This is a genomic window from Stieleria bergensis, from assembly GCA_007745635.1.
Classification (GTDB): Bacteria; Planctomycetota; Planctomycetia; order Pirellulales; family Pirellulaceae; genus Stieleria; species Stieleria bergensis.
Window position 1 is genome coordinate 830540 of record CP036272.1, and the last position, 20787, is coordinate 851326.

16 protein-coding genes are annotated in these 20787 nt (G+C 55.2%); 5 read left to right on the forward strand and 11 right to left on the reverse strand.

The window, feature by feature from the left end:
* Position 1: 1 nt before the first annotated feature.
* The gene (locus SV7mr_RS02620; RefSeq protein ID WP_145268963.1) at positions 2-244 is read left to right on the forward strand and encodes a hypothetical protein; all 243 of its coding nucleotides are present in this window, start codon (positions 2-4) and stop codon (positions 242-244) included.
* Here the strand turns inward: SV7mr_RS02620 and xylA are convergent.
* From xylA to SV7mr_RS02640, 4 genes are all read right to left on the reverse strand, one after another.
* The gene (xylA, locus tag SV7mr_RS02625; RefSeq protein ID WP_145268965.1) at positions 241-1560 is read right to left on the reverse strand and encodes a xylose isomerase; all 1320 of its coding nucleotides are present in this window, start codon (positions 1558-1560) and stop codon (positions 241-243) included. The genes SV7mr_RS02620 and xylA overlap by 4 nt on opposite strands.
* Before the next feature lie 153 nt (positions 1561-1713).
* On the reverse strand, positions 1714-3651 hold the full coding sequence (locus tag SV7mr_RS02630) for a proprotein convertase P-domain-containing protein (RefSeq protein ID WP_419188001.1): 1938 nt from the start codon (positions 3649-3651) through the stop codon (positions 1714-1716).
* Between the two features lie 62 nt (positions 3652-3713).
* The gene (locus SV7mr_RS02635; protein WP_419188002.1) at positions 3714-6503 is read right to left on the reverse strand and encodes a secretin N-terminal domain-containing protein; all 2790 of its coding nucleotides are present in this window, start codon (positions 6501-6503) and stop codon (positions 3714-3716) included.
* A gap of 325 nt (positions 6504-6828) precedes the next feature.
* The gene (locus tag SV7mr_RS02640; protein WP_419188003.1) at positions 6829-7632 is read right to left on the reverse strand and encodes an SDR family NAD(P)-dependent oxidoreductase; all 804 of its coding nucleotides are present in this window, start codon (positions 7630-7632) and stop codon (positions 6829-6831) included.
* Positions 7633-8007: 375 nt separating this feature from the next.
* Here SV7mr_RS02640 and pyk point away from each other — a divergent pair, with 375 nt between their 5' ends.
* Positions 8008-9456, forward strand: a complete 1449-nt coding sequence (gene pyk / locus SV7mr_RS02645; protein ID WP_145268969.1) for a pyruvate kinase — start codon at positions 8008-8010, stop codon at positions 9454-9456.
* Between the two features lie 46 nt (positions 9457-9502).
* Here the strand turns inward: pyk and SV7mr_RS02650 are convergent, their stop codons facing one another.
* From SV7mr_RS02650 to SV7mr_RS02680, 7 genes are all read right to left on the reverse strand, one after another.
* Positions 9503-10345: a DUF1559 domain-containing protein gene (locus SV7mr_RS02650; protein ID WP_145268971.1), complete on the reverse strand. Its 843-nt coding sequence runs from the start codon at positions 10343-10345 to the stop codon at positions 9503-9505.
* Positions 10342-10683 carry a hypothetical protein gene (locus SV7mr_RS02655; RefSeq protein WP_419188004.1) on the reverse strand — a complete coding sequence of 114 codons (342 nt, stop codon included), beginning with the start codon at positions 10681-10683 and terminating at the stop codon, positions 10342-10344. Before SV7mr_RS02655 ends, SV7mr_RS02650 begins: the two co-directional genes overlap by 4 nt.
* A gap of 77 nt (positions 10684-10760) precedes the next feature.
* Positions 10761-11303, reverse strand: coding sequence for a PulJ/GspJ family protein (locus SV7mr_RS02660; RefSeq protein WP_145268975.1), 543 nt, complete (start codon positions 11301-11303; stop codon positions 10761-10763).
* Positions 11300-11785, reverse strand: a complete 486-nt coding sequence (locus SV7mr_RS02665) for a hypothetical protein (protein WP_145268977.1) — start codon at positions 11783-11785, stop codon at positions 11300-11302. Before SV7mr_RS02665 ends, SV7mr_RS02660 begins: the two co-directional genes overlap by 4 nt.
* Positions 11785-12870, reverse strand: a complete 1086-nt coding sequence (locus tag SV7mr_RS02670; RefSeq protein WP_145268979.1) for a hypothetical protein — start codon at positions 12868-12870, stop codon at positions 11785-11787. The genes SV7mr_RS02665 and SV7mr_RS02670 overlap by 1 nt, the downstream gene beginning before the upstream one ends.
* A 13-nt stretch (positions 12871-12883) precedes the next feature.
* Complete coding sequence (locus SV7mr_RS02675; protein WP_145268981.1) at positions 12884-13945, reverse strand: type II secretion system F family protein; 1062 nt, start codon at positions 13943-13945, stop codon at positions 12884-12886.
* Positions 13945-14910, reverse strand: a complete 966-nt coding sequence (locus SV7mr_RS02680) for a hypothetical protein (protein ID WP_145268983.1) — start codon at positions 14908-14910, stop codon at positions 13945-13947. The genes SV7mr_RS02675 and SV7mr_RS02680 overlap by 1 nt, the downstream gene beginning before the upstream one ends.
* 471 nt (positions 14911-15381) lie before the next feature.
* On the opposite strand from SV7mr_RS02680, the gene holA reads away from it, so the two are divergent.
* The 3 genes from holA to SV7mr_RS02695 all read left to right on the forward strand — a co-directional run bounded on the left by holA (position 15382) and on the right by SV7mr_RS02695 (position 20557).
* Positions 15382-16428, forward strand: coding sequence for a DNA polymerase III subunit delta (gene holA, locus SV7mr_RS02685; RefSeq protein ID WP_145268985.1), 1047 nt, complete (start codon positions 15382-15384; stop codon positions 16426-16428).
* 459 nt (positions 16429-16887) lie between these two features.
* Complete coding sequence (locus SV7mr_RS02690) at positions 16888-19254, forward strand: hypothetical protein (RefSeq protein WP_145268987.1); 2367 nt, start codon at positions 16888-16890, stop codon at positions 19252-19254.
* Positions 19255-19270: 16 nt separating this feature from the next.
* Positions 19271-20557 carry an esterase/lipase family protein gene (locus tag SV7mr_RS02695; protein ID WP_145268989.1) on the forward strand — a complete coding sequence of 429 codons (1287 nt, stop codon included), beginning with the start codon at positions 19271-19273 and terminating at the stop codon, positions 20555-20557.
* Positions 20558-20787: the final 230 nt, after the last annotated feature.

Here is a 20787-nt window from a genome sequence, read left to right on the forward strand (position 1 = left end):
CTTGATAGCGACTGGTGGCGAGTACATCGCCGAGTACATCGCCGAGTACATCGCTGGGGACAGTCCCAGTCTGATCAGCGCGCTGATCGCGAGTACGCTGGTCAAATTGCGCGTTGGTCAAATTGCGCGTTGGTCAAATTGCGCGTTGGTCAAATTGCGCGTTGGTCAAATTGCGGCAAGGGCGCGAACCGGCGGTCTGCCGATTGTTTGTGCCTTGCCGCTTTCACTTGATGCCTGGAGTTAGACCCGATCGATGTAGCGATTGACCACGCTTTCGATCAGCTCTTGGCGGCCGCTCTGATTTTCATCTGCGTCACCTTTTTCCAGCATGTAGGTTTCCAGGTCCGCGAAGTTCACTTCGCCGGCTTCGATTTTGGCACCGATGCCGCTGTCCCAGCTGCTGTAGCGATCGTTGATGTAGTTTTCCAGCGCATTGTCGGCTCGCATGGCCGCAGCGATTTTCAATCCTTTCGCGTAGGCGTCCATCGAACCGACGTGAGCGTAGAACAGGTCGATCGGCTCGAAGGACTCGCGGCGAACTTTGGCGTCGAAGTTCACGCCACCGCTGCCCAGTCCACCATGCTTGAGGATGTAGTACATCATCTGTGTGGTCAGGTAATAGTCGGTTGCAAACTGGTCCGTGTCCCAGCCCAGCAGCAAGTCACCTGTGTTGGCGTCAATGCTTCCCAAGGCACCTTGTGCACCGGCATAGTCCAGTTCGTGCATCATGGTGTGACCCGCCAGCGTGGCATGGTTGGTTTCCAAGTTAAGCTTGAAGTGATCGGTCAAGTCGTAAGCCCGCAGGAAGTTCAAGCAGGCAGCCGCATCGCTATCGTATTGGTGCTTGGTGGGCTCTTTGGGTTTCGGCTCGATCAAGAACTGTCCGGTGAAGCCAATTTCTTTGGCATAGTCGACGGCCATGTGGAAGAACTTGGCCAAGTGGTCCAGTTCTCGTTTCATGTCCGTGTTGTAAAGGTTTTGATAGCCTTCTCGGCCGCCCCAGAAAACATAGTTCTCGCCGCCTAGGCGATGGGTGACTTCCAGAGCTTTCTTGACCTGCGCGGCGGCAAAGGCAAACACATCTGCGTTGCACGTTGTGGCAGCACCGTGCATGAAACGCGGATTGGAGAACATGTTGGCAGTGCCCCACAGCAATTTGACGCCACTGCGCTGTTGTTCTTCAGCCAGTACATCGGCGACGGCATCAAAATGCGCGTTGGATTCCTTCAGGCTGTTTCCTTCAGGCGCGACGTCACGATCGTGGAAGGCGTAGTAAGGCGCTTGCAGTTTTTCAAACAGTTCAAAGGCGGCCCGAGCGCGGTTCTGTGCGTTCTCGACGCTTTCAGTGCCGTCATCCCAAGGACGCACTGCGGTGCCAGGTCCAAAGGGGTCGCTTCCGGTTCCACGGAAGGTGTGCCAGTAAACGATGGAAAACCGGAAGTGGTCCTTCATCGTTTTGCCTTCAATCACTTCCTCTGGGTTGTACCAGCGAAATGCCAAGGGGTTATCGCTTTGAGGGCCTTCATATTGAATCGTTGGAATTTCTGGAAAAGCAGACATCGGGACCGCCGAAAGAGGAAGCTAGGAAGGATCACTGTCGTTGGAACGTTCCCAACGCAGGTCGACCTAGTTTCTAAACCGCAGCGAAGATTGGCAAGCGGTGAGCGGGTGAAGTTGGTGCCCAGACTTAAATCCGGTGGAAATAGTCTCAATTCACGATCGTTTTTGCAAGATTTCCTTGGGATTTTCGCGGTCTTTCTCTTTGCCAGATTTCGTATCCTTGCCTTTGAACTGACGCATTTCTTCTTTCATTTTGGCGATTGCTTGATTGCGTCGTTCGTTGAACGCTTGGCGCTCCCGATCGCTCATGGAGTCCCATTTGGCGGCATCAGGTTTGCGGAGTTTGTCGGCGTACTCGGCTTTCCGCTCCGGCGTCCAATATTCAGCCATGGAGCGGCTGCTTGATGGATTTTTGTAGGCCGACTGATTTTCACCGGACCACTGAGGCTTTTCGCTGGTGAAGGAGACGGCACTGGTTGAGATGGCAGGCGTGGCTTTTTCGCTGGCTTGTTCGTCCTCGGCGTTTGGTTCGCCGGTCGCTGGCAGGTTCACCTTGTCAGGGGTGGCGATGATGGACCAATGGTGCAGCATGCCAAACCGTTCGCTACGAGTGCCAACGATGGACAACTGCCACGTGCCTTTGATGGACTTGCCGTTAAAGGCTGACAGACCGGGTTGTCGTTTGATTAAACCTTCCGGTTGAAAGTTGCCTTCAAAGGGAGGTCTGGCTTTGACGATGTTGTAACGAGATTGGTCGTCGAAGGTTGTTTTTTGGAAGTGATCGTCGCCGCCGCCAACGGCTGTGAACAGTTCGATCCTTGTCTCATCAGGACCGGTTAAGAACGCATCGAGCATCCCGGTGCTCGTGTGGGTGATGTTGAGTTGGACGTTCAGGTCTTGAATGACGAAGTCTTCACTGATTTCGATTTCCGAAACGATGGTTTTCTTGGGTGGTAGCAGTTCGGCATCTTCGCTGGAAAACACACCGCCCATCATTGACTTCGACGACAGCACTTCCATCGTCGTCAGGAAACCGTCCCCATTTGCGTCCATGGCCAAGAACTGATTGACGGTTTCTTCATTGATTTCTTTTGCGTACTCGGTCAGTTCAATCTGTTTATCTTGGTTCGCATCGGACTCGTAAAACCAGCTGGGAAGCCCTTCCACTTGGCCGCCTGTTTGGTCTTGTTGCTTTTGCACATAGGCAAACAGCTCATCGCGAGTGAGTTCACCGTTTCGATCGACATCAATCATGCCGACGGGCAGTTTCATATCGATGGTTTCGTTTTCTTCTAACCGACCGTTCTTGTTCGAGTCGTAGCGGGAAATCAGTGCCGATGTCAGCCAGAATCGATTGCCTCCCGTGCGCCACCAGTCACGTCGTTCGCGTTCTTCTCGCTCTCGTTTACCGGGGTCGTCTGATCGTTCGATGCCATTTCCAACACGCACGGCTCGTTTGACTAATTCACCGGCATCACTGTTTAGTTGCCGACGTCGCGCATAGCGCTGGGCCAGTTCTTGTTCGCTAAGCAAGTCGTCTTTGTTCAAGTCCATGCTGAAGGGGTCGCGATGCGTCCACTTACCGCGATACGCTTCCCGGCGGTCCAGCTTGCCATCTTCGTCACGATCTAAGCGGCGGATGGTGCTGCGTGCTTCGTACACATCACGCATTTCATAGGGGTGTTTGACCGGTCCTTCGCCGAACTGTGGAACCACCAAATCATCCAGTCCGGGGCCAAAGCGTTTTAAGGTTGCTTCTCGTTCCGGGCGAACATCTTCACCGGCGACGCCGTTTTGCAGCGCGTAATAGATTCGCGCCGCTTCCTGCAGTTGGTCGATTCGATTGGGGCGTTTCAGTGACAGTCGGCGGGCTTTGGCAATCCGCTCGAGATAGGGTCTGGCGAGCGGAGTGACTTCTTCTGGGTCCAGGTAGCCGTTTTGGTCGCGGTCAAGCAATTCCAAGGACTCACGCAAGCCTGCTTGTCCCCAGGCATTCGTCTCGCCTAGCAACACCAGGGCCGCCAGAGTCACGGCAGTCAGGAAAACGCGTAAGCCAGCAAGCTGGTCATCGACACTGTCAAAGCGGAACATGTTTCAGTGGTTGGCTGTAGTACAGAAGCTTGTGACCAAAGTTCGCGAAGATCCAATGGAGCTTAGCGATCTGTCCGAGGTTTGCTGGTGTTCGAGCTGGACGTCGGCCGACTGGTGCTGGAACGTGTGCTGCTGCGGCGAGAAACAGCCTGGCCGGTCATCAGTTGTTGCAAGACTTCGTCGATCACTTGATTGTTCTTCGGGATCAAAATCTCAACGGTCTGTTCACCACGGCCGTCAATGATTTTGACCAAGTCCTCGACTTCGCGGAACAGGTCGTCTGGAGCGGTGACGATCAGGGAGTTACTGGCCTCGTGGACGGCCAGGGTCATTTTGGGAGCCAAGTCACGCGCCTGTTGACTGGCGGTTCGCTGTGGAGCGGGGCGTTTTGCATCGCCCTTTTTGTCGCCTTCGGGATTGGGGCGCTGTTGAGGCTGAGGTTTGGCACCACCTTGGCCAGCGGGGGCCTGCTGTTTGTTCTCAGCCACCCGGCCGGCAAAGGCTTGTCGCAAAGCCGCTTCGACTTCGCTGGCGATGCTGTTCTCCAGTTCAATCACATGCGACTGGCCGTAGGTTTTGATCTGAGTGATGCTGGCGTCTTTTTCAATGATCTTCAGGTAGTCTTCAATGCGGCGGATATCAGCACTGGTGCCTTGCACAATCAATCGATTCAGTCTTGAGTCAGCAACGACGGTTGCGGATTCGCTTGTCAACGTTAAGGTGCCTTCTCGGTTTAAAATCAAGCTGCCAAACGAACTTGTGCCCGACATCACAATCCCGTTCACTAATCCTTCGCCAGCGCTGGCAACCGAATCTCCTCCGTCAAGCAGTTCGGCCAGCATCCGAATGGCGTCTTCGGGACGCGTGTACTTCAGATAGAAAACAACGGGTTCCGAAGCCGCTTGACCACTGGGGCCAGCCAAGGTTTCCACGTGTGACAGAAACTGGTTCAACACTTCAGCATCCGTACACTGGACCAGTAAGCCACGGCGGGTCAGTTGGCAGTTAATCGCCGTCTGCTTGATATCCAGAGAAGGCGATTTCAAGACCGTTCCGGAATCGACACTCGCCGCTGCCGTCGTGGTCAGGGTGGAGGTCGTGACATAGGGGCTATTGCCCGTCGCAGTCGCTTGGATCGATTCGGAGATCGCTGGCCGAGGAGCGGTTTCGGTGGGCTGGTTGACAACTCGTTCGCGAGGCTCAGTCGAGTGACCCAGCGGATCGTCATACAGGATGATTGGATTCGGCAATCTCCAAAAGCGTGCCGCCAACATCAATGTCTGTTTCGCCTCTTGGCCGAAAAGTCCAATGATGCGAATCGTTTCATCGCTGCCGCCGCTGGCGGTTGAAGGCTGATCGAGTCCCGCGATGATCTCTTTGATCTGAGTGATTTGAGTCGGCGTGCCACGAACAAACAGTCGGTGATTCTCAATGTCGGCGTCCAAGCGTGGTGGTTCAACGGTGGGTTGAGCATCGCGACTATCACGATCACGCGATGACGATGAACTGCTGCTATCGATCACCGAAAGATCCAACATCTGTTCGACCAGTCCAACCGCCGTGAAGGCATCGATGTTCTTTAGTGGAATGACTTCAAAGGTGACTGCGTCTGCGGCTAGCTTTTCAACCGTTAGTTCGATTTCGCGTTGCACGGCTTCGCTGGCCATGGCAACGACCGTGCCAGCGGTTTCGTCCTTTGACAGGCGAACGTTTTCTCGGCCGGAAAGCAAGGTTTGCAGAACGTCATAGGCAAGGTCGACGTTGCCGCCTGCGACCTTGTGCGTTCGCAGGACGAGTTCAGCGTCTGATTCTTCGTCTCCAGGGCCCGGGAGATCCAGGGTTTGAATCAGCTGTTCGACGAGTTTGACCTTGTCTTCGATTCCGGTCACGAAGATGAACTTGCCATCGGGATCGGATGAAAGGCTGACATCAATGCCGATCATTTCGCCAGTGGCCAATCCAAGGTGAGGTCTGGCAACCGTCAAAATGTCTTCTGCGTCCATGTACTTCAGAGGGAAATTCTTGACAATCGTGCCGTTATCCAGCTTGCTCGGTTCAAAGGCATCCAAGATTGCCTTGACGCTCCGCAGTTTATCAACAGTCTCCGTCACCATTAATTGGTTGGTCTTGTTGAACACAGCCGGCGGCAGCATCAGCTTGACAGCCGTCAGTTCCTCAACGGCATCTTCTGCTTTCAGAGGCCCCAGCGGAAACAGGCATTTGACCACGTCGTGCCGATTCTTCGTTTCCAGTTGAGCCGGCGTAACCAGTGGCGCCAGCGCGTCGAGTTGCTGTAACCCACGAGGATCGGTCAAACTGATGACTGATAGCAAGTTCCCGCTGCGAATGATGGTGTAGCCCTGAGGCAGCAGGAACAAGTTGATTCGCGCGATGGCGTCGTCATGCGAGAAGACTTGCGGGTCGTTGTAGGTAAAGGAACCCGGGGGCATCGCATCAACATGCAATGCCGAGCCGGTTTCTTCGGCGATCCAGCCGATCACATCTCGCCAGGGCATGCCTAGAAACGAAAACCGTACGGAGTTCGGTGGAAGTGTCTCGACTGCCTCAGCCGGTGGCGGCACCAATTTGATCGCTGGACCTTGTTCGGCGGGCAGTTCGATGGTCCCGATTTCGTCTTGCTGATCGGTCGCGGTTTCTGTTGCGGTGGCGCCCGCACCGGGGATCACCAACAGGGGCCTGGCAATAGGGGCCTCCGGTGACACCGTTTGTGCACTGGTCCTTGGCGCGTTTGCGGTCGGCAACAGGAACGCGATTGCAATGAAGATGCTGGAAAGTTTGCAGCATGACGAAGGGGGGAGAGTAACAAATCGCATTTGCAGTGGCTGGTTCATGCGTCAATCCAAGTCGAAAACTTGGCGCGCATTGGGATGCTCCTGGCCGTTCAGCGAACAAATCGAGGAGCGAATTCGGAGGGGAAAGAGGCGGGGGGCGAGTGAGTCGCCTATCACTAGAGACTAGTGTAAAGACTTCGGAAGTCAATCCAAACAGCGTTTTCCACTACTACAGTACTTCCCCGAAACCACTGGGTTGGACATCCGATTTCTTGTGATTGATGCGGTTAGACACAAGCTGGCGATCACGGCAGCAACCTGGAACGGTTCGGATGGTTCGGATGTCGTGCGGTTTGTTGCTGCGGGGCGACGATTTTCCTGCTTTTTACCGGCTGAACTTCAGGAGCAGCCAGTCGCCCAGGCGGGGGAATGCGTTGCCAATTGCGATCAGGCAACGCAGGTGGCCTGGCAGGACTAGGTCGGTTTTTTTTCGTTGGGCACATTTGAGAACCGCTGCGGCAACGGTTTCTGGAGGCAAGCCTTTGACTTTTGTTCCCCCGCCCGGTGCCGAGGCGCTCTCGGGAAGTGCTTCGCTGTTGTGCTGAGCATAGCGTTGGCCAGCATCGGGACGCCGGATTGGACCCGGAGAGACGAGCGCAACGTGCACGTCTCGATCACGCCATTCCAGTCGCATTTGTTGGGTCAGTCCGGTCAGAGCATGCTTGGCGGTCACGTAACCACCCAGGTAGCGGGCGCCGACTTTGCCAGCCAGCGAGCCGATATTGACGATGCTGCCATGGGATTGCTCCAGCAAGATCAGCATCGCTTGGCTACAGTGCAGCGTCGTCAACACGTTGTCTTGCCAAAGCTGTTTCAGGCGATCGGCCGTCAACTCGGTCACCACACCTCGATCGCTGGTGCCAATGCAATTGACCAGGGTGTCCAGGCGGCCGAACTGGGTGTTGATCTGTTCGGCCAGTTCATGGCACTGTGCCAATTCGCTCACATCACAGGTCGCGATGGCCAGTCGATCGCCCCCATCGAGTTCATCGGCTGCGTTTTGAAGTCGTTCCGTCGAACGACCAACAATCATCACTCGGTAGCCGGCATTTAGAAACGTCTTGGCAATGATCTTCCCAAGACCGGCCGATCCACCGGTGACCAACACGACAGGAGATGTCTCGGGCACGATTGCAATTCCAGCTAAAAGGAAAAAATTGACTGCGATACATTGTAGTGGCTCTCATCCGGCCTTTCGCAGGGCAATTAGGTTGACCGAGCGGACGGTTTCTTTGACGTTTTGTCCCCAGAGGTTACAACATATCATCGAATCAACACACTGCCTGTTGTCGGAACGTCTGATGATCAGCAAGCCACGCTGGTCTTCGCGATGATTGGCCACGGTTCGCCGCGAGGGCAGACGTTGGGGCCGCGAACAAGCGTCTATCACGGCAGCTGATTCGTAAGCTCGCTCGTCTGCCAGTGTTCGACTTGCCAGTTGTGATCAGCTTGGCTGCATCTTCTCGCAACACCGCGTTGCCTCCATCTATTCTAAGTGAACTTAATGCACGGTCCCGTTTTACAAGACTCCAAGACAAAGATCGTTGCCACGGTGGGGCCGGCATGTCAGCAGCCCGAGCAATTAGCGGATCTGATTCGTGCCGGTGTGGATGTTTTTCGCATTAACACCGCTCATGGATCGATTGCCGATCACGAGCAAAAAGTGATGGCGATTCGCCAAGCCTCCAAACAGGTTGGCTGCCATGTGGGGATTCTGTTGGATTTAGCCGGGCCAAAGATTCGCTTAGGGGAATTGTTCTGTGATCCCCTCCAGTGTGATGTTGGAAAGACGCTCACGTTCATCAAGGAAGGAGCACCGCAAAGCGACGATCAATTGACATCAACTTACCCCAAGTTGATTGACGAGTTACAACCAGGCAATCACGTGATGCTGGCTGATGGTCAGGTTGCCTTGGAAGTCGAATCGGTGAACGCCGATCATGCGGTCTGCCGAGTCACGGCCGCCGGTGAAGTCCGCAGTCGTCAAGGCATTAACTTGCCCGGCGTGCAACTGTCCGTGTCTGCGTTGCAACGCGCCGACATTGAAAATGCGATCTGGGCAGCCGATAACGAGATCGATTTCATTAGCCTGTCATTTGTTCGTAATGCGGGCGACGTGATGTCGTTGCGGAATGTGCTGACGGCACATGAAAGCGAAGCCATGGTGATTGCCAAAATTGAAAAGCCTGAAGCATTGGAAAATCTTCAGGACATTGTTCAAGCGGCCGACGGGGTGATGGTCGCACGCGGTGATTTGGGCGTGGAGATCGATGTGGCCCAAACCCCGGTGGCTCAAAAGCGAATCATTCAGGTTTGCAACGCGATGGGCAAACCAGTGATTGTTGCCACGCAAATGCTAGAGTCGATGCATCACAGTGTGCGTCCAACGCGCGCCGAAGCCAGTGATGTTGCCAATGCGATTCTCGATGGCGCCGATGCTTGCATGTTGAGCGGCGAAACCGCTGTAGGCGACTATCCGTTGCAAAGCGTGCAAATGATGTCTCGGATCTTGAGCACCACTGAACAGACGCTGTCAGAACGAACCGCCTTGCAAGAGCGTCTCGAGGCCAGTGACCCGACTCACCTGGTTCATCCCATCACTGCCGCGGTGACTCATGCGGCGACCGTGGTGGCCGAATCCATTGAGGCCGCGATGATCATCATTGCAACCAAGTCCGGTAGCACCGCTTGGGTCAAGAGTCGGTCGCGTAGCCTGATTCCAACCTTGGCTGTTAGCGATCGATCGGCATCGCTGCGGCGGATGAACTTGTTCTGGGGCATTCGCCCGGTCGCGATGAGCCGCATGGGACCGCCGGCCGAAATCCGTGAACAGGTCTGTAACTGGGCCAAAGCCGAAGGCTCGCTAAAGAGCGGCGATCGCATTGTGTTTGTCAGTGGCACCGGCGTGGTGCAAAATGCGCACAACTCAGTCGTCGTGTATGTTGTCGACTGAGCGACTGAAAGCGTGAAAGCTTCGCCAACACAATCACGGCGTGTTTCTAATGCGCCTCTTGGTAGATCGCACCATCAGCACGATCGCCGTAGTACGAATAAATCTCTGGATCGATCGATTCGCTGATGAAACGTACCGCGCCATCGCAGAGCACAAACTGAGCGCCACCGTTATGAACGCTGCCAAAGCCTCCTGTTTCCAGTGGTTCGGGTTTGTAGGCCATGGCTTCCTCAAAGGTCATGGCATTGAGGCTGCTGGTATTGCGTAGTGTTCCACGTGTGCCTGATAGCCAGCCCAGGTTCTGGAAATCACCGACATGTTCACCCAGCAGAAAAGTGCTTGAAGCCCCGTCGGAGATGTCGGCGTAACGAATTTTGCTGTTAAGAAACATCACGCCATTGTTGTCTTGATCAATGGGAGCTTCGTCGGCGTGATAGCAAGCGGCATAATCGGAGACGGCCGCTTGGTTGAACGTCTCATCAACGCCGCTTGTATGTGGGTTGGAGGGGCAGCGCAGCGCCGAGAGTTCGATCTCCCGGACCTGGGCGTTTTCAGGGCCAAAGCAACTCTTGTTGTAGTCCAGCGTTTTGGCAAGGCGTTGTTGTTCTAAATGGGGCAGAATGTAGCCAACCCAACTGATTTCAATCTGTGTTGGATCCACGACGTTTTTAATGGGCCCGGTGGGGTTGGTTGAACCGGCGGGCAAATGCTCCATGGCAAATTCGAAGTGATGCACTGCCAGTCCAAGCTGTGCCAGGTTGTTGGTGCAGCTCATTCGGCGAGCCGCTTCACGCGATGCTTGGACCGCAGGCAGCAGCAGTCCAACCAGAATGCCGATGATCGCAATGACGACCAACAGTTCCACCAAGGTAAATGCGTTGCGTTTCATTCCGATTCACTCGTCTTAAATTGAAAGGATTTGGAAGTGATTGAAGGTCGTTCACCTAGCTGTGCGGTCACATGGGTGACCCCGTTTTCGATCCTGATTTGAATGCTGGCCGGCTGATCAGCCTGCGGTTCAGGAAGCTTCACGGTCCAGGATTCGCCTTGATAACTGGGGTTCTGTTGACGCTGTTGCACGGCACGCAAAATGCCGGCATCTAGCAATCGCTCGGTTTGGTTCATTTGATGTCGGCGCCGAGTTGCCCGTCGTTCGCTAACCGCGCCACGCACCATGAGCGTGACAATTGCCAACGAAACCCCCAGGCACGCAAGGACACAGAACATGATGGCACCGCGTCGTGAACGTGGCCCCTGTGGCTGCGGGCAATTGCTTTGCCGCGTGTGTGTGTGGTGGTTGATGATCATCGCTGAATGTCTCCAGCAACATGTTTGAGACGAAGTCCCGCCGTGATTTGGAGTTGTCGCCAAACCGGTGGCGTCTTGGACGTTGGAGTCGCTTGGCCATGGATGGTTGTGGGAACACGAAACAAAGTGAGCGACACCATTTGCGGGTCAGTGGAAAGTTCAACGGTCACTTGTTTGGGTTGTTGCCAGCGATATTGTTGTTGGCTGATGCGTCGTTCGCCTTGCATGCTGTTGCGCAGGATCAGGTCGTCGCTGCAGTGGTAAACCGCTTCCGTCGCGTCTCGGAATTGCAGTGTCAGTTGGTACTGGTCGCCGCTGTTCTGTTCCAGGCTGGCCTTACTTGCCAGATGAATGTCGTCGCGAATTTGTCTGCTAAACGCAAAAAATTGCCGATCATCGTTTTGTTGACGACGTGCACTGGAGGCTTCGTTCATGGAACGATGAATCATGGCCATCGATGTCATCATGACCGAGCTGCCAATCGACAAAGCAAACATGACTTCACGGAGCGTGAATGCGGTGCGCTGTTGGCGATTCATTGATTGGCCTCCGGCGCTGTTTCGCGAGTTGGTTGTGATTGTTCGGGGCTCTGTTTAGGCGGCTGTCCCGTTTCCGGATTGCAGTCTAGCCAAGCGGTCAACTGGATCGGTGGAGGGTCACCGGGGCGTTGCCACTGCATGCGAAGCGTGAGCGTGGTTCCGTTGCTGTCGGTGCTGGTTTCACCGGTCAGCGTGGCAGCCTGTAAGTTTTCCAAAACGTGTGCGGACGGTTTTAGTTGCTCCAGAGCTTGTTCGCGCTGGTCGGTGGGTAAGGCCACCAGTCGGTCCATCTGGTTGGACAGGTCGTCGGTGACTTGTTGGTAATAACGCGATTGTGTTCGCAATCGTGACGCGCTGACGATCAGCGGGATCATGACGCTGGCAATCGCAATCACCATTCCAGCGGCAACAATCACTTCGGTGAGCGTTGTTCCGTTTCGGCGGCAATGGCCGGTGCGGCAAGGATGCATACAAGCGGACATTAGTTCAGTGAAATGATGAGATTGGTCAGTGATGACATGACTCCCAGGATCAACCAGCCGGCGACAAACCCAAGGATGATTGTCGGTAGATTGAAAACGCCATTGATGAATCCAATCGCCGAACGATCGGTTTCAATTTCCCGTTGATTGGCCAAGGTTTGCAAGGTCCAGGACTGCGTTTGCGCCGTCTGCATGGAACGCATCTGTTTGGAAATGCTTGGTTGCAGTATGCCCTGCTGGTTGGCGAGCGACCAGAAATCAGCATTGTCTTCGAGTTGCGTTGCGACATGGAGCAACTTTTTTCGCCACTTGGCGCTGACATGGAATTGGGCCGCTGCCAACAAAGTGGGACGAAGAGGTTGATTTTGGCTCAGCGGCACGGAAACAATTCTCGCAATTCCCGCTTGCCGGTTGCTGCGAATCGATGGCAACCAGTCTGCCAAGAATGACTGAGTCATGAACCGCTTGATGTCCGGGATCTGCAGCAAGGCAACAGCAATCGTTGCCAAAATGAAAAACAGCAGTGCGATCCCGACCAGGACGTGATAGGCATGCAGCGATTCGAGTCCGAATCCCATTTCGAGCCCAAACTCCTCGAACATGTAAGCAATCATTGGCAGCACCAGTGACATCGAAAACGCCAAGGCGATCGAAATCGTGCAGGATAAAAACACAAAGTAGCCAACCTTACTGGTCACCGGTGCTTGGGCGCCATTGCCGGCATCGTCTCGATTGGAGTCGGTGAGGATTTTGAATGTCGGTTCAATGTTCTGAGTTTCAATGCCGCACAGCACCGCCAGGGTATCGGACTCGCTAAGGATTCCAGGAGTGTGCCGGACGGCGGCGCTCATCGAACCATCTGCTTTTAGCCAGCGGTGAAGCTGTTGGAGCTTGTGTCCATAACTGCCTGGATACTCCTCCGCCAAGTTCTTGGTCAGAATGGCCGGCGAGAGCTGTTGTTGATGCGCTGTGGCAAGCAGTCGTAGCAAGCAGCGCTGCTTGCTGGTTCGAGAGTTGCCAGCTTGGACGCCGGGTAGCTTTTCGAAAACTTTCTCGACGGTGACACGTAAGGGGACTTTGCTCACTGATTTGCTCCCTCTATGAAAGGCTGGTAATGAGGGACAGCATTGGAGCCAGGATGGAAAATACGGTGATGCCGATGATCATCCCAGTGAGAATGATCAGGCTCTGGCCGAGCAACAGGGTGAGCGTTTCACGCCGCGAGGTGTTGATCGTATGGTAGTTGTGAGCCAATTGTTGCAGCAGTGCAATGTTGGGGCCTTGGTCGCTGGTGCGGGGACGCAGGGCATAGAGGACGTTGCTTGGTAGCGATGAACGAAGGTTGCTCGGGGCGATCCGTTCCCCGACTTGCTGGGCCGATGCGGCAATGCGATCGATCTCCACGCGAATCAGCGGTTCGGAGCAACTGGCTGAGACAATCGCCAAGATGGAAGGGGTGTCTAGATTCTGTCGAGCGAGTTCCGCAACCTGTGAACAGACTTGCGACAGATTCTCGCTGACTGACGGCAGCCAAAGTTTGTTGTTAACCAGTCGCGGTTTGGGCCGCGCTGTTGCCCAGCGATAGGCGGCAAAGATCATGCCGGTCAGAAAAAGAGCCACCATGCCGATGGTCGCTGTCAGGTTGATCATCATCAGGTCCGAGACAGAGCAAACAAGTTCGGTGATCCCCGGTAACGAGAGTTCGAATTCATCGTACATCTCGCGAAACTGTGGCAGGACAAATGTGCCTAGAAAGACCAACAGCCCCAAACTTGCGACCGCAATGCTGCAGGGGTAGGCCACCGCTCGCATGCGTCTGCTGGTCGTTGCCGCTTGCAAGGCTTCATGCTCTGCCATCCGCAGTAAGCCTCGGGTTTGTGCCGCAGGCTGATCCAGCGTTAGAATCCACAGTAAACTGGGATAGTTCTGTGCAATCTTTGTCACGCTTTCTCCGCTGTGAATGGCTTTGCCTAATGATCGGCATTGCGTTGACAGTGCGCCCTGTCCGAGTCCAGCGGACCATTCTTCTAAGCGTTCGGCGAGTTCATCTCGTGACTGCATCACTTTGGCAAGATGTTGCTCTAGCGTGGCCGAGGCATTGGGTTCGGCGGATGCTGGCGAGGCGTTGTCGTTGGGAGAGGGATTGATGGGGTTACTCATTACATTCCCACCTCCGTTGTCAGGAGGTTCAACAATGAAGTCCAGGGAATGAACAGCAACAAAGCAACCAGTGCCACCGCGAGAGCGCCAAGGATCAGCGACGCCGATGCGCTAAAGCTGGACAACGTCAGCATGTGGTCGGCTTGACGGCGATAAAGCTGGCTTAGCGCTTGCAGGTTTTGCGAATCATCTGATGGCTGCGTTGGCTCGCGATCCTCCGCTGTTTCCACAAGCTCCGTCAACAGGGGCGGCAGCGGGCACGCACTCCAGCGACTGACCCGTTCCAACGCTAGCGGTTTGGAGACGTCAGATTGAGTCAGCTGGTTGAGTTGCTGAGCCTGAGCGGCGTAGCGATCAAAAACATTCGGTGTGTTTTGGCGGGACGGACTCTTGCGCAGCCAACGCCAGATCACAAACAGGGCCAGACCCCCAGGGATGGCGTACTGCCAGTACGGCATCCAGTGATAAAGCTTGATCAAAATTTGCGTGACGAAGTCCGGTTTCACAACGCCGTGCCCCGCGCGGAACTGATCCATGTCAATGTACTCCCGTTCAATGAACGGAGCTGCAGAGTGACAGACGACAAGCAAACATGCGTAGCACAAAATCAAGATCACCACAGGCACGGAGTCCGGCAGCGATGTTCGCGGGGGACGGCTATGGCGAATCGGTGGTTCAACCAGTGAGTCGAGAATCTGTTCCGGGGATGCGGACGCACTAAGCATCTCCAAGCACGCTCGATACCTGTCGGTCGTGCCTGGCAACTGACGAAGAATGGCCGGGGCGGATTGATCGATTCCAGAATACAGAGCCAACCTTTCGTTTAGCTCACGAAGCTCTCCCGCGTAGGGGGCGGGCAACCCAATCGATAAGCTCAAACCAAGTTCCTCTAACGCAATGAGATCGCGGTTGAGCCGGATCAAATGCTGCGCTGTGGATTCGTTTGGATTGCGGCTTTCAGCCATGGAGTCAAAGGTCTGTTGTGAAAAGCTGTGTGGATGAAAGACCGTTCAGCCCATCGTGATGCGGATTTGCTGGGTTTGTCGGTTCTGCGTTCAACGCTAGTCGCGGCCTGCGTTGGCGTCGGCAAGTGGTTGATGGATGGCAATCGCGTCTGGATTTGTTTAAGAAATTTGACAGAAGTATAGGGCTGGCCTCCGTCGAGACGGACGACTGCCGAGGCAAACCTGGATCGACCACTGCCGAAGCGTCTTTTGCTGCCCAGTGAAACCGGGGCGACGCGGTCTGTCTCCGCTGGCCTGAAGGTCGATGTTGGCCTGTAGAAATTGCTTTTATAGCAGGCTGACTGGGCGAATCGCGGGCGAATGCTGGGCGAATGCTGGGCGAATGCTGGGGGAATGCTGGGGGAATGCTGGGGGAATCGCCGGCTTGTCGGAGACTGTCTGTTTGCCGGTGATTTTGGTACAGTATTCCACATGAGTAAAACGCACGCCTTCGAGTTTCTTGACGCCCACAAGGATGACCAGCCCATCGATTTTGATGTGGCGGGTGTGTATGGTGCCGATCCGGCCTTGGTTTCCTGGGTTGCCATGCGGTTGACCGGCCAGGGGGACGTGACCCGGTACGATGGCGACGCCGTCCGCTGGAGCGATGTCGTTGAAGAGCTCTCCATTGCCTCATTATTTGACATGGGCGAGCAGCGCACTGTTGTCGTGCGAGCTGCCGACAAATTCCTTTCCAAAAGCCGTAGCGAAATCGAAGCCTATCTGGCTGGCGGACCGCATGCCTGTCGTTTGATTTTGCAGTTGGATTCCCTGGCCAGTAATACCAAGGTCTACAAACTGCTCGACAAGCAACAGCACCTGATTTGTTGTTATAGCGAAACGGGACAAAAGTCTGGTGTCACCGCAGCCAATCGCCGCTCGTTTCTGACCAAGTACATGGCGCCACGCCATCAAGTGAAAATGAATGCGGCCGCTGCCGATGCCTTGATCGAGATGCTCGGTCATGACATGGGGATGCTGGATACCGAGATCGCTAAGTTGTCACTGTACTTGGATCCTGGTGGCACCATCGACGAAGCCTTGGTGCGTGATGTCGTCGCCGGCTGGCAAGGCAAGACCATTTGGCAAATCATTGATGCGATCACCGCCGGTGACGCCGCAGAAGCGTTGAAGCAGTTAGATAAGTTGATCGACGGAGGGCAACCGGCGATCGCCTTGTTGCCACAGATTGCTTGGTCGCTTCGGCGATTGGGATTGGCCACTTCGGCTCACTTGGCTGCCGAACGCTCCGGCCGCGCAGCGCGGCTGGAAGAATCACTCAATCGCGCCGGCATCACTCGTCCCAACGAAGTCAGCAAAGCGGTCAAGGATATGAAACAGATGACACGCGCCCGAGCTGCTCAATTGTTGCCCTGGTTGCTCGATGCTGACTTGCGTCTCAAAGGCACACATAGCGCCGGTGGTCGCGATCGTTTCTTGTTAGAGCAGTTTGTGCTCAAGCTTGCCGCCAAACACTAAGCCCCCCCAGCACAGAGCTTGCCGCCCAGCACAGAGCTTGCCGCCCAGCACAGAGCTTGCCGCCCAGCACAGAGCTTGCCGCCCAGCACAGAGCTTGCCGCCCAGCACAGAGCTTGCGGTCGGTTGTACCGGTGGATCGGAATGCAGCTATTCTGCTGGCAAGGTCCCTCGTTTTTTGGGGAACTGGTGCACCCGTTGGGTGATCGCTTCATTGGCGAAGCTAGCTTACCCATGATGGCGGTGCTGGTTTCCCATCACATTCGTGTGCCTTGCTCAGGCATGGCTTGTTGGGGCTGTCTCAAGTTGCCTCGACCAGAGGTGTCTTCACTGCCTGCATCATTGGAATAATCGCTCGCGTTGGTGTCGCTCTGGATGGATCGTCAGAAGGGATTGGTGTGGAACCAGAGTCGGACTCCGGCGAATTGAAATCGCCCCACTTCTATTTCGTTGGCTTGCTTGATGGCCGAAGTCCTGATCAGTACCCCCGCATCGGTCCTCTGTCGCGTCCGCTGTGATGAAGTTCTCAAAGCCGTGGCGATGCGTTGGAACTATGTGGTTCGCCAACGCCATCGCTGGTTGAATGATCGCAGCGCTTACGATCGACAGGTGTGCCGGTTGCAGCAGGATTTGGCGCAACTGGGCATCGATCAACAGGTCTTGCAAAACGTCCAAGGCGTGGTTCAGGTCACCTTGCCGTGGTCAGAGCGTGATCGTTGGTGGGAGTCACGGATCATGCCCTGGGAATTCGCCCTGGCGGAAGCATCCAAGACCTTTCGCAATGGCCTGTCCCTGTTAGTGGTTCGGCATCTGCGCACCGGCCGCCGGATTCCCAAACGAGTCCCGCAGCAATGTGCCTGGTTGGCGAGTGTGCCGCAGAGTTTGTCAGCTCAGGTCGATTTAGCAGCCGAACAAGCTTTACTGGCCGATAGCTTTGATCCACAACAGATTACGCGAATCGGCCAAACCACACAGCCCACCGATCAGCAGATCAAGCAGGGTCTCAAGTCCGCGTCGCCGGACGTGATTCATGTCTCAGCGGTTGACAACCGGAGTGCTCGATCGGTCTTAGGCATGTCAAGTCATGACGTGCGTGATGGATTCAATCTGTGCGATGCTGCAGGCCAGCCCGAGGAGTGTCGTGCGGAACGAATCGCGGACTTGCTCACGCAGGGTTCACCCAAACCCATCTTTGTTGGATTCAATAGTTTCGACAGTGGCGTTCGATTGGCACCGATGACTTTGAAACGCGGCGTCGCTGCGGCGGTGGGCATGCAGCATACGTACAGCTCTTCGATCGCTGAACTGTTCTTTTTGCATTTCTATCGTGCGGCGGTGGAGTCGCAGTGGAATCTGTTGATCGCGTTCACTTCGGCCATGGAAACGTTGTCCAGTGATCGGCTGCGACTTCGCGGCAGTGGCATGAACCTATGGTCAGCGGAGTCGCTGATCGGCGGGAAACGATTTGACGACTACCAGCTCTGGCAGCAACGTCGCACGCAGGTCCCCAAGTCACCGACTAAAACGGGACAGAGAAGGTCGGGTTTGTCTCAATTGCGGCGAGCCGATCCGGAGCTTGATCGAGCTGCCGATCTGATTCAGGTCACTGTCAGGCCAAAGGCACAGCTGAATTTCTCTGCGTTGCATAACGGCGAGAGTTTATTCGAATCACTCGCGGTGCGATTCGTTGCCGATCGCGCCAGCGAGATCGGTGCGGTGGAAGACTTGCAGGTCTCTGTTAAGCTGATCGTTGGCATGCAGGCCTATCCGTTTCACACGCGGTTTGCCTTGGATCGTAAAACGTATCGTTATGATTTGTCCTGCGGGCTACGAAAACGTGCTTGCAATGGCGGTCCGGAGGGAGGCTGCATCGGCCAGCGGGCTGTTCATTTGCCGTTACCGGCGTCACTGTTTCACGGTATCTCCGAACGCACGCAGGCCAGCTTGTTCGTCGATTTGACCTGGCATGATCAAGTTGCATTTCGGCACGCGTATCCAGTCTGGATTTCGCCCGCCGATCATTGGTCGCTGGAAGATCAGCAGATCAGTCTGTTGCCATCCTTTGTTCAGCCTCGAGATCCGAAGATCAATCAGATTGTCGAAGTCGCGCATAAGTACCTCCGCTCGCTTGCCGATCGAGTCAGCGTGGGATTTGATGGCTATCAAAGTTATCAGTCTTCAGCTCAGGAGGCTGATCGCTGGGAAGGAGTGGATTGCCAAGTGCGTGCGATTTGGTCGGCGCTGTTGCTGGAGTATCAATTGGGTTATATCAATCCGCCGCCCTCCTATGAAGCGTTTCGGCAGCGACTGCGAACGCCTAGCCAAACGATTGGTGGTGGGTTTGGTACTTGCGTTGATTTAGCTTTGCTGCTGGTTGCCGCGATGGAATGGATCGAAATTCACCCCGTTCTGTTCCTGCTAAACGGGCATGTGTTTGCAGGCTATTGGAAAGACGTTCGGGCGCATCAGGACTTCATGGACGTGATGACGGACGCGGTGCCGTCGCCCGATGACACCGATGCGATGCGTGATGACCCAATGCATTGGGTTTCCGGGCGAAAAACGTATTCAGAGATTCGTGCTTGGGTGCAACAAGGTTGCTTGGTGCCAATCGAAACGGTCGCTTTAACGGAACAAAAAGGCTTTGGCGAAGCGGTTGCTGAAGGCCAGTTGCATTTTCAACCGCGACATAGCCATTCGTTCCGAGCGATGATCGATCTGGTTAGCGCCCGCGAAGGAGACCCGTTGCTTAACAACGCCGTCAGACCGCTGCCGTTTCCTACGCAGACCATTGCACAAGCGCCTTCGGGATACCCGGTCGATCTCTAACAGAGGAGTCAATGAGATGGAACAGGTTTTTCAGCAGTTAGCAATCGAGTCCTTTGGCGACTCACAGGTTCGTTCGTTGCACGGTTTTCAACGCGATGCACGCGTTCGCGCAAGCAGTGGTCGCGACGACGTTGCCGTGGGCGGCAGTGTTTGTCTGCGTCTGGTGGATTGTGACGGGATCTTGCAGTGGGAAGAAAGTTCTGGCGGAGCGCTGCCTCCAATGCGACAACAAATGCGCGGCCGATCGGGTGGCGACGCGGTGGATGCATTGGAGTTCGAGTTCAAGCGTCTTGCGCCTTCGCAGATCACCCGTTTCTTGGCCAAACAAGATCAGCGGCTGACACCACGACGGGGGCTTTCTCGGTTGAATCCAGAAACCAGAACGTGGACCCAGGCTGCCTTGCCCGACTCGGGACGTGCGTTGGTGTTGATTCATGGCACCTTTAGCAACAGCGACAACATGCTCGAAGGGTTTGCGGTCGATTCGGAATCGTCATCGCAACAAACTTGGTTGGATCAAGCGATCAAAGTCTACGATGGTAACGTGTATGCGTTTGACCATCCGACGTTATCTGTCGGTCCAATGTTCAATGCGATGGATTTGCAGCGTGAAATCGCAGGCAGCACAGCAAAGCTTGACCTGGTCGGTCACTCACGCGGTGGTCTGGTCGCGCGTTGGTGGTGTGAAGTCTTCGATCCGCACGCAGAACGTTGTGAAAAGGTTGTTGTCGCTGGCAGCCCGCTTGAAGGGACCGGATTAGCATCGCCAGCACAACTTCGCGAGACGTTGAATTGCCTGACTCAGATCTCTGCGGCGATCACTACGGCAGCCGGTTGGGTGGGGATGGCGGTGCCGATGTTCGGTTTCGTGCAAGCGGTCTTGAAGGTCGTGACCTCGTTGACAGGGCTGGGCAGTCGCACGCCGGTGATCGATGGTGTGGTGGCGATGATTCCGGGATTGTTTGCGATGTCTCGAGTGGGCAACAATCCCGAATTGTTACGCTTGCTAGACATTGGCAGTGGATCGGCGGATCGCTATCACGCGATCATCAGTGACTTTCAGTCGAACGAACCGGCTTGGAAGTTTTGGAACTTGTACCGCGTGTTGGACACCGGAGCGGATGCATTGTTTCCCGGGGCAAACGATCTGGTGGTGGACACCCGGTCGATGGTTCAGCTAGGGCATCAGCTGAAAATTGCAGATGAGCGAACGCTGGATTTCGGCACGAACGATCGAGTGCACCATCTCAATTACTTTGTTCAGCCGCAAACGCAAGCGTTCATCGCCGACATGCTTTGGTAGCCGCTGGCCGGATCGTCGCGACCTTGATTTTGCGGGTTTTGGGTGGTGTTCCGGGAAAGTTGACGCTTTTTTTAACAATTGGGGGCGCTCGATCAATCATAATGCTGTCATGGGCTGCCGATGGGCCATCGATCAGGCTCTTAGCTGACGCCTAACAATTGGGCTCAGGTTACGGCTGATCGGCATTTCTGTGATCTCATCTTTCTTATCTTCGCTGCTTGGTGCAATTG